Below are 10,895 nucleotides of genomic sequence, written 5' to 3'. Positions count from 1 at the left end.
AGAATGTTAGTCGTGGTTAATACAAAGAAGGTTATAAACCTAAGTCTTGCTTAGGATAAAGTAATTTAATGAGGTGAAGATGAATATGAAACGCATCGGAATTTTGACTAGTGGTGGAGATGCTCCTGGGATGAATGCAGCAGTTCGTGCAGTCGTTCGTAAAGGTATATATGAAGGATTGGAAGTTTACGGGATCAATTATGGTTTTGCTGGATTAGTTGCCGGAGATATCCGTCGATTAGATGTTGCAGATGTCGGTGATAAGATCCAACGCGGAGGTACATTCTTGTACTCTGCACGTTATCCTGAATTCGCGACAGAAGAAGGACAATTAAAAGGAATCGAACAATTGAAAAAATTCGGTATCGAAGGTCTTGTTGTGATCGGTGGCGATGGTTCTTACCATGGCGCGATGGCTTTGACTAAACGTGGGTTCCCAGCAGTGGGTGTACCAGGTACGATCGATAACGATATTCCTGGAACTGATTTTACGATCGGTTTTGATACAGCAATCAACACAGTATTAGAATCAATCGACCGCATCCGTGATACAGCGACTTCACACGTTCGTACGTTCGTGATCGAAGTAATGGGACGTAATGCTGGAGATATCGCTTTATGGTCAGGTGTTGCTGGTGGAGCAGATGAAATCATCATCCCTGAACATGATTTTGATATGTCAGTTGTTGCTAAAAAAATCCAAGATGGCCGCGATCGTGGCAAAAAACATTGCTTGATCATTTTGGCAGAAGGCGTAATGGGCGGAAACGAATTCGCAGAAAAATTGTCAGAATATGGCGATTACCATACACGTGTATCGATTTTAGGACACGTTGTACGTGGTGGTTCACCAACCGCACGCGACCGTGTATTAGCAAGTAAATTTGGCGCACATGCTGTTGAATTATTGCAACAAGGAAAAGGTGGATTGTGCATCGGTATTCGTGACAACGACATCGTTGAAGCTGATATCATCGACACATTAGAAAATAACAAACACCAACCAGATTTATCATTGTATGACTTGAACAACTCACTTTCTTTCTAATCAAAGAAAAGCAGTCGGATAAATCAATAGATATATATATGGGAGTGGGAAGCAAGTCTTCCCAATATCTAACAGATATTTAAGCTTTGAATGGCTTTAAATAAACAATTTGAATGGGAGAGTTTTGTAAAATGAAAAAAACGAAAATCGTTAGTACATTAGGACCAGCCAGTAATTCAGTAGAAACTATTTCTAAATTGATTGAATCTGGAGCAAATGTCTTCCGCTTCAACTTTTCACATGGTGACCATGAAGAACAATTATCACGTATGGTAATGGTTCGCGAAGCAGTGAAGAAAACTGGTAAAGATGTCGGCATCCTTTTAGATACAAAAGGTGCAGAAATCCGTACAACAGTTCAAGGCACAACTGAAGAAGATTTTGGCCGTGCAGGCTACATCAAATTTGAAGTTGGCGACAAAACACGCATCTCAATGGACCCTGAACATGTAGGTTCAAAAGAAAAAATCGCAGTGACTTATCCAGGTCTTTTTGAAGACGTTCATGTAGGTGGACATATCTTATTCGATGATGGTTTGATCGACATGGAAATCATTGAAAAAGATGAAGCAACGCGTGAATTAGTAGTAGAAGTAAAAAATGCAGGTATGCTAGGATCACGTAAAGGTGTTAACGCACCAGGCGTTTCAATCAGCTTACCAGGTATCACACCAAAAGATGCAGACGATATCCGCTTCGGACTTGATAACGACATCGACTTCATCGCTGCAAGTTTTGTTCGTAAAGCACAAGACGTATTAGATATTCGTGAAATTTTAGAAGAAAAAGACATGACACATGTTCAAATCTTCCCTAAAATCGAATCTCAAGAAGGTATCGACAACATTGATGAAATCATCAAAGTTTCTGATGGTATCATGATCGCTCGTGGTGACATGGGTGTTGAGATCCCTGCTGAATTAGTACCAATGGTTCAAAAACGTATCATCAAAAAATGTAACGCTGCGGGTATCCCAGTAATCACTGCAACACAAATGTTAGAATCAATGCAAGAAAACCCACGTCCAACACGTGCGGAAGCATCTGACGTTGCCAATGCGGTATTTGATGGAACAGATGCAACAATGTTATCAGGCGAATCAGCAAATGGTGACTATCCTGTTGAAGCTGTTGCAACAATGGCTCGTATCGACCAACAAGCAGAATTAGCATTAGCAGAATTAGGTTCATTCCAATTAAATGAATTTGACAAAACTGATGTAACAGAAACAATCGGTTTATCAGTTGCACGTGCTGCGAAAAACTTAGGCGTAAAAACAATCGTTGCTGCAACTGAATCTGGTTATACAGCAAAAATGATCTCTAAATACCGTCCAGATGCTGATATCTTAGCTGTTACATTTGACGAACGCACAAAACGTGGTTTGATGCTTAACTGGGGTGTATATCCAACAGTTGCTGAAAAACCAACAACAACAGACGAAATGTTTGAATTAGCTGCTAAAAAAGCAGTCGAATTAGGTTTCGCTTCAGAAGGTGACTTGATCTTGATCACTGCTGGTGTACCAGTAGGTGAACGTGGAACAACAAACGTAATGAAGATTCAAATGATTGGTTCAAAATTGCTTGAAGCACAAGGAATCGGTCAACAATCTGTTGTAGCGAACGCTGTAGTGGCTTCATCAGCAGCAGAAGCAATCAAAAAAGCAAAAGATGGTATGGTATTAGTTGTTCCTTCAACTGATAAAGAATTCATGCCTGCAATCGAAAAAGCAGCAGCAGTAGTTGTTGAAGAAGGCGGTTTGACTTCACACGCAGCAGTTGTGGGAATTGCACAAGATATTCCTGTAATCGTTGGTGCGAAAGATGCAACTTCAACGATCAAAGATGGTGAATTGATCACTGTTGACGCTCGTCGTGGTATCGTTTATCGCGGAGAAACAACAGCTATCTAATTGAAATCAAAATCAAAAAGAGTGTTGAGAGAAATCTCAGCACTCTTTTTTTGTTTTTTATTGTGTGTGAGTTGAGCAAGTCATTTTTGGGTTTTCATAAATTCATGGATGACTTCGATCACGTTTTCATGTAAAACCGTTGGTAACTGTTGTGCGCGAGTGGCTAATGAAATCAAAAACCGCGGTTGAGCAGTATCTGCTAAAGGAATAGCTACAAGATTATCTTCAGGATGGATCGCGATCTCGGTTAAAAAGCCAATCCCGATATTTTCTCGGATCATGCTTTTCAAAATAGTTAGATCATTACTTTGGTAAACGATCTTAGGTACGATATGCGTTTGCTTAGAAAGCTTCGTAAACGCAGCAGGGTGGACGTAGTGTTCATTTAACAAAACAAACTGATCGTTGACTAGTTCCTTAAAAGAAACGCTTGTACGATCTGCTAGAGGGTGTGAAGGGGAAACAACGATCATAAAGCATTTATCTAACAATGGTTCGACTTCCAGCTTTTGATCGACGATCGGTTGTGTTGATCCAAGAATCGCAATGTCGATCCGTCCTTGATGGATCATGCCATACAGATCACGGGAACCTCCGTCGACGATATCGATTTGCCCCATCAATTGGTGCTTGATAAAGTAGCTCGATAATTTTGGAAAATATTCATTACCAATGATAGGCGGCATCCCAAAGCGCAATTTTTTCTTTTGTAACTGAGCAATCTCTGCCTTAGCAAGTGTGATTTCTTGCAAGACTGACTGTGCGTGGATCAATAGTTGCTTACCGGCAGGAGTGATGATCAATTCATGATGGGAACGATCTCTTGTAATAAGGGTAGCACCAATTTCTTTTTCCAAGCGTTGTAAGGCGTAAGTGATCGTTGGTTGACTGACTTCAAAAAACTTAGCTACCTTAGTAAAATTTTTCTGTTTGACGATTTGAACATAATATTCAAGATCTCTCGTATTCATGAATCGATTCGCTCCCTTGACATATAAATAATGTTTATTGTAATCGATAATTTTGACTATAACAAACCTAAAAGACTACACTTAATAAGAAATAAGTAATCTGCAAGGCAAGTGTCAAACGATTCGTCTTTTAGTTTAAAACAAAAAAGAAAAAAAGCAACCTGAATATCTTTTTGTCTAAATGAAGATGATTGAGTAGTGTTGGCAAATGTCTATAAACAAATTGCTTTACCAAAAGGTTACTAAGGAGATGGAAGAAATGGTATTTTTTCAATCAATCGAAAGTGTAATCAGTATCATCTTGATGATTGGTTTAGGGTATGTACTAAAAAGTTTGGGGTGGTTCGATGAACATTTTGGGGAAAGTATCTCTTCCTTGATCACTAAAGTAGCATTACCTGCCTCAATTTTTGTTTCAGTCATGAAGAATTTAACCAAAAGTAATTTGATCGAATTATCTGGAAGTCTGATTTATCCGATCGGCGCAGTGATCATTTCCTATCTGATTGCTTATGTACTCACTAAATTACTGAAGATCCAACCAGGTAGACGGGGGATTTTTATGAATGCAGTAGTGAATGCCAATACGATATTTATTGGCTTACCACTTAATATTGCACTGTTTGGGGAAGCCTCTTTACCTTACTTCTTAGTTTATTATGTCACGAATACTGTTTCCACGTGGGCGTTTGGCGTATTTTTGATTGCTAATGACGATCCGACAAAAGATCGAACAGAAAAGAAAACAAAGCTGAATTGGAAAAAGCTTCTACCAGCACCTTTATTAGGTTTTATCGTTGCACTTCTCTTCTTGTTATTAGAGATACCTGTACCTGATTTTGTCAATTCTACACTAAACTATGTAGGAGGGATCGTGACACCATTGTCATTGATCTATATCGGGATCGTTTTATATGATGCTGGTTTGAAAAGTATTCGATTTGATCGGGATACGATCGTAGCCTTGATCGGTCGATTCATCTTAGCACCAGCTGTATTGATTGGATTGATCGGGATAGGAAAACAAGCCTTTGGTGCAGAATTAGCACCGCTCTTGAAACAAACATTGATCGTGCAGTCAGCCACACCTATGCTAGCTGTCTTGCCAATACTAGCAAATGAAGCCCACGGTGATGTGAAGTATGCAACGAATCTTGTTACAACGAGTACGCTCCTATTTGTGGTCGTCGTGCCTATTTTAATGCAATTGATCCAATACATTTGATATCTGAATAAACAGTGATAGCTAGCCAGAAAGTAAACACAGAGCGAATAAATCTCACGTAGATGAGAAAAACGTTCTGTGTTTTTTTATGAAGTGTAAGGTGTCAAGAAAATTTCATTGACAACCGACTTTTTGCCCTGTATAATAGCTTTTGTTGCTTAGGAGTGATGAAACTATGAAATGGTCTTTATTGGAATTGAGAAAATACCAAGAGACACCGTTAACTTTTCATGAGACCCTTGACGTAAAAAAGGCTCTTATGAAGCGAGACGATTCAATTTTAGATGTTGCGCCTGTGGAAGTCGAAGGTCTAGTCTCAGTAGATAACAAAGGCTATCTCGTTCATTACACTGCGCAGACGACACTGACTGTTCCGTCCACTCGTTCATTGACACCAGTTGAATTACCAATCAAACTGTCTGTAGATGAATTGTTTATGACGATGGAGCAATACCAACGTAGAGATGTACAGTTACCTTCAGAAGAGATCCTCTTGATTGAAGGAACCCATCTAGATGTGACAGAGTCGATCGAAGACAACATTTTATTGGCGATTCCGATGCGTGTACTCACAGAAGAAGAAGAGCATTCCACTGAATTACCGAAAGGGAATGACTGGGAAGTGCTATCCGAAGAAGAGTATGAAAAACGCAAAACGGAAGAAGCTGAGACAAAAGTAGATCCTCGTCTTGCAAAACTATCAGAATTTTTTGATTCAGCATCAGAAGAAGATGATAACGCGTAAGATTGGAATATATTGTATCAAATATTGATACGAGACTTTACAAGGAGGTGTAGCAAAATGGCAGTACCAGCTAGAAGAACATCGAAAGCTAAAAAAGCAAAACGTCGTACTCATTACAAATTGACAATCAAAGGATTGAACGAATGTCCAAACTGTGGTGAAATGAAAAAAAGCCATCACGTATGTGCAAGTTGTGGTTACTACGATGGTAAGGACGTAATGTCTAAAGAAGCTTAATACATTTTATTTAGAAAATGTAAAACCTCAAGGCTAACCATGGAGCCTTGAGGTTTATTTTTTTGATTCTGAAATAACGATTGTATTCGGAATGATAAGAAGCAAGAAACATCATCGATTCGTACTTATTTGGTTTGCAAGTAAGCTATGTTAAGCTATAATGAGAGAGATTAGGGAGAACATCCCATATGTAGGAGGAGTTTATATGTCAAAACAACAAATCGGCGTTGTCGGAATGGCCGTCATGGGTAAAAATCTAGCCCTTAACATTGAAAGCCGCGGCTACTCTGTTGCACTATTCAACCGTACAGGAGCAAAAACAACAGATGTGGTAGAAGAACATCCAGACAAAAACTTCAAAGCAACATACACGATCGAAGAATTTGTTGATTCAATCGAAAAACCACGTCGCATCCTTTTGATGGTCAAAGCAGGACCAGCGACAGATGCAACGATCCAAGAATTATTACCACATTTAGACAAAGGTGATATCTTGATCGATGGCGGGAACACCTTCTTCCAAGATACGATTCGTCGAAACGAAGAATTAGCTAATTCTGGTATCAACTTTATCGGGACTGGTGTTTCAGGAGGAGAAGAAGGGGCATTGAAAGGACCTTCGATCATGCCTGGTGGACAAAAAGAAGCATATGAACTAGTTGCGCCGATCTTGGAACAAATTTCTGCAAAAGCAGAAGACGGCACACCGTGTGTAACTTACATTGGTCCAAATGGTGCAGGTCATTATGTCAAAATGGTTCACAATGGGATCGAGTATGGCGATATGCAACTGATTGCTGAATCTTACGACTTGATGAAAAATATTTTAGGCCTATCTGTTGATGAGATGGCTGATATCTTCAAAGAATGGAACGAAGGTGAATTAGATAGCTACTTGATCGAAATCACTGCGGACATTTTGACACGCAAAGACGATGAAGGCACAGGTCAACCGATCGTAGATGTGATCCTTGATGCTGCGGGAAATAAAGGAACAGGTAAATGGACAAGTCAAAGTGCTTTAGACCTAGGTGTACCACTACCGTTGATCACTGAGTCTGTCTTTGCCCGTTATATCTCTGCATATAAAGACGAACGTGTACAAGCAAGTAAAATATTGACACACACGAATGATTTTGAATTCAATGGCGACAAAAAAGAATTTATCGAAAAAATTCGTGAAGCATTATACTTCAGTAAAATCATGAGCTATGCACAAGGGTTTGCACAGCTACGTGTTGCATCAAAAGACTATGGCTGGGATCTGCCATTCGGTGAAATCGCAAAAATCTGGCGTGCCGGCTGCATCATCCGTGCACGTTTCTTACAAAAAATCACAGATGCCTACGATAACAATCCTGACATTGAAAATCTATTATTGGATGACTACTTTGTTGAGATCACTAAGAAATACCAACAAGCCGTTCGAGAAGTTGTTGCATTAGCTGTTCAAGCAGGCGTACCAGTTCCGACATTCTCTTCAGCGATTGCTTACTTTGATTCATACAGAGCCGAACGTTTGCCTGCAAACATCATCCAAGCACAACGTGATTACTTTGGTGCACATACGTATGAGCGTGTTGATAAAGAAGGAATCTTCCATTACTCATGGTATAACGAAGATTAATCAGCCTCTTTATTCTACATGCTAAACAAATAAGTAATAAATGAAAGAGCTGAGGTCAAATTATAGAGGTCGACTTCAGCTCTTTTTAAAAATAGTATTCCATGATAAAATGATTATAGATTTTAAAATTAACTATCGGTATAATAATGGAGTTTAGAAGCCTAGGAGAGAAAGGATAAAATTGAATGAGTAATATTCTAATCATTGAAGATGAGAAAAACTTAGCCCGATTTGTCGAATTAGAATTAAAACATGAAGGGTATAATGCTGAAGTACATTACAATGGACGAACAGGTCTGGATGCTGCTTTGAATAATGAGTGGGATGCAATTTTATTAGACTTGATGTTACCTGAATTGAACGGACTTGAAGTTTGTCGTCGTGTACGCCAAGCGAAAAATACACCAATCATCATGATGACTGCGAGAGATTCTGTCATTGATAGAGTTTCGGGTTTAGATCACGGAGCAGATGATTACATCGTCAAACCATTTGCAATCGAAGAATTGTTAGCGCGTCTACGTGCTTTATTGCGCCGCATCGACATCGAAGGAGACAAAAATGTCGCAAAACAAACGACGATCACTTATCGCGATTTAACGATCGAAAAAGAAAATAGAGTCGTACGTCGTGGTAATGAAGTCATTGAATTAACGAAGCGTGAATATGAACTATTACTTACTTTAATGGAAAATGTCAACGTGGTACTTGCACGTGATGTTTTATTGAACAAAGTTTGGGGTTACGAAACCGAAGTGGAAACAAACGTAGTGGATGTGTATATTCGTTATCTACGTAATAAAATCGACGTTCCTGGTGAGGAAAGTTATATCCAAACAGTACGTGGGACTGGTTACGTGATGCGCTCGTGAGCAACTACAATAAAACAGAAAAAAGAGAACTTAAAGGTCCATCCTTGACGATCAAGTGGGCCTTTGCAAGTTCTTTCTTCATATTTGTCGTCTTTACGATTTTTGCAGTGATCACCTATAAATCATCGATCAATCTGATCGTAGCTAAAGAAAGAGCGAATGTGGAACATACGATTTCTGAAGCGGCTTCTCGTTTGTCAAATTCAGATGAAGAGTTGACATTGATCAATGCCTATCGAAACTTAACGAACGCTGACCAAACCGGTGGTACTGGAGATGATACAGCTGTCATTGAAGGGAATTTGATGAAGATCGACTCCTTTATTTCTGAACTCGGTCAAGCATCAATGGATCTATATGTTTACGATCTAGATGAAAAACTGATTTTCAAAACACACGAAAAAAGTCGTTCATTGATCCAAACGACCAGGAAGATCCCAACCATCGTTACTTTAGATGGGAAAACCGGTTTTTTGTCGATCCAACCTATTTATTCTAAACAAACAAGAGAAAAAATCGGTTATACTCAAACATTTTATGAACTTTCATCTTTCTATGATATAAGAAATAATCTTTTATTGACTTTGATCGTGTTAGAGATCGTCTCTTTGATACTAAGTAGTATCTTAGGTTTCTTCCTATCTTCCTACTTCTTAAAACCGTTAAAAGTATTAAGAGACACGATGGATACGATCCGTAAAGATCCGCAATCAGATATCCATATGCCAGAGATCGACACAGATGATGAGTTAGCAGACCTTGCTGAGATCTTCAATGAAATGCTGGATCGTATGCGCCTATATATTGAGCAACAAGAACAATTTGTGGAAGATGTATCACATGAATTAAGAACACCTGTAGCAATTATTGAAGGGCATCTCAGCTTATTGAATCGCTGGGGGAAAGATGATCCTGAAATTTTAGAAGAATCCCTAACTGCAAGTATGCAAGAAATCAGTCGGATGAAAAGCTTAGTACAAGAAATGCTAGATCTGTCACGTGCAGAGCAAGTAGATGTTTATTATGCAAACGAAACGACGAATGCAAAAGAAGTGACTTATCAAGTATTCAATAATTTCAAATTACTATATCCTGATTACGTCATTACACTTGATGATGACCTAGCTAAAGAAGTAACACTACAAATTTTTAGAAATCATTTTGAGCAATTGATCATCATCATTTTGGATAATGCGGTAAAGTATTCAACGACAAGAAAAGAAGTCCATATCTCGATTTCATCCACGCTTAGCGAATTTGAGATCGCGATACAGGATTTTGGCGAAGGGATACCTCAAGAAGACTTGAAGAAAATATTCAATCGTTTTTATCGTGTAGATAAAGCGCGTGCACGAACAAAAGGTGGAAATGGCTTGGGATTGTCGATTGCCAAACAGCTTGTAGAAAGCTACAAAGGTAGAATATTAGCAGAGAGTGTTGTTGGGCAAGGAACGATTTTTAGGATTTTTGTACCGATCGTACGAACAGAAGACAAGTAAAGTATTTACTTTACTTGTCTTTTTTTATGGATTTGTCTGCAAGTGTAGCCAGTATAATGATCTATAAGGAGAGCTTATATGTAGTAAGTCTAAAAAGAGAGACGAACTTTAAATATGAAATCCCAGAATAATGCAATTAAATAACATTAAAAAACTGTTGATTTTTAAACATTGCAGACGAATATTCGGCTTTGAAAATATTCGTTCAAAAAAGCATTTTTTCTATTGCATTTTTTTTAAGTCCTTGATATATTATTATTTGTTCTGACAAAGCAGAAAGAAACGTCACGATAAATTGTTGAATTTAAGTGTTGACGAGGTTTGGAAGTTATGTTATAATAACGAAGTCGTTAAAAAACGAAGCGGTAAAAACCTTTATATATCAACGAAAAAAGTTGTTGACAGATAACAACTGAAATGATATATTAATTGAGTCGCTGAGAAACAACGGCAAAGAACTTTTTGAATTAAGAAAGAAAAACTTGTTGACAACATCTTAAAGAAATGTTAAGATATAAAAGTTGTTAAATAAGAAAGAATAGACCTTTGAAAACTGAACAAAGTAAGACAAACCAAATGTGTAGGGCGTCTTGATTCAATTCAAGACAACAAACATTTTTAACAAGCAAGCAATATGCTAGCAAACAATTGAGCTTAACAAATGAACTATTATGATGTTCGAAAGTAAATTTCGAACTACAGTTCCACATCAGCTTTCGCTATGAGGAACTAGCATATTATGAGAGTTTGATCCT

General features: G+C 38.3%; 9 protein-coding genes. 8 read left to right on the top strand and 1 reads right to left on the bottom strand.

Features of this window, described 5'->3' with window-relative positions:
• Positions 1-85 precede the first annotated feature (85 nt).
• Positions 86-1,048 carry a 6-phosphofructokinase gene (gene pfkA / locus CUS89_RS05415; RefSeq protein WP_019723061.1) on the top strand — a complete coding sequence of 321 codons (963 nt, stop codon included), beginning with the start codon at positions 86-88 and terminating at the stop codon, positions 1,046-1,048.
• A gap of 131 nt (positions 1,049-1,179) precedes the next feature.
• The gene (pyk, locus tag CUS89_RS05410; RefSeq protein WP_010735840.1) at positions 1,180-2,964 is read left to right on the top strand and encodes a pyruvate kinase; all 1,785 of its coding nucleotides are present in this window, start codon (positions 1,180-1,182) and stop codon (positions 2,962-2,964) included.
• Between the two features lie 80 nt (positions 2,965-3,044).
• On the opposite strand, the gene CUS89_RS05405 is transcribed toward pyk, so the two are convergent.
• On the bottom strand, positions 3,045-3,935 hold the full coding sequence (locus CUS89_RS05405; protein WP_104871353.1) for a LysR substrate-binding domain-containing protein: 891 nt from the start codon (positions 3,933-3,935) through the stop codon (positions 3,045-3,047).
• A gap of 259 nt (positions 3,936-4,194) precedes the next feature.
• On the opposite strand from CUS89_RS05405, the gene CUS89_RS05400 reads away from it, so the two are divergent.
• The 6 genes from CUS89_RS05400 (at position 4,195) to CUS89_RS05375 (ending at position 10,140) form a co-directional block, all read left to right on the top strand.
• Complete coding sequence (locus CUS89_RS05400) at positions 4,195-5,160, top strand: AEC family transporter (RefSeq protein ID WP_104871352.1); 966 nt, start codon at positions 4,195-4,197, stop codon at positions 5,158-5,160.
• Between the two features lie 175 nt (positions 5,161-5,335).
• A complete protein-coding gene (locus CUS89_RS05395) occupies positions 5,336-5,905 on the top strand; it encodes a YceD family protein (RefSeq protein WP_010735837.1) in 570 nt (189 codons plus the stop codon).
• 57 nt (positions 5,906-5,962) lie between these two features.
• Positions 5,963-6,142, top strand: coding sequence for a 50S ribosomal protein L32 (gene rpmF / locus CUS89_RS05390; protein WP_010735836.1), 180 nt, complete (start codon positions 5,963-5,965; stop codon positions 6,140-6,142).
• A gap of 205 nt (positions 6,143-6,347) precedes the next feature.
• Entirely contained in the window at positions 6,348-7,769 is a 1,422-nt protein-coding gene (gndA, locus tag CUS89_RS05385; RefSeq protein WP_104871351.1) for an NADP-dependent phosphogluconate dehydrogenase, read from the top strand.
• 185 nt (positions 7,770-7,954) lie between these two features.
• Entirely contained in the window at positions 7,955-8,641 is a 687-nt protein-coding gene (locus CUS89_RS05380; RefSeq protein WP_010735834.1) for a response regulator transcription factor, read from the top strand.
• Entirely contained in the window at positions 8,638-10,140 is a 1,503-nt protein-coding gene (locus CUS89_RS05375) for a HAMP domain-containing sensor histidine kinase (protein WP_104871350.1), read from the top strand. The genes CUS89_RS05380 and CUS89_RS05375 overlap by 4 nt, the downstream gene beginning before the upstream one ends.
• Positions 10,141-10,895: the final 755 nt, after the last annotated feature.

Origin of the sequence: Enterococcus mundtii (assembly GCF_002947535.1) — a bacterium.
In the GTDB taxonomy this organism is placed as follows: Bacteria; Bacillota; Bacilli; order Lactobacillales; family Enterococcaceae; genus Enterococcus_B; species Enterococcus_B mundtii_B.
This window is presented reverse-complemented; position numbering and strand designations above follow the sequence as displayed.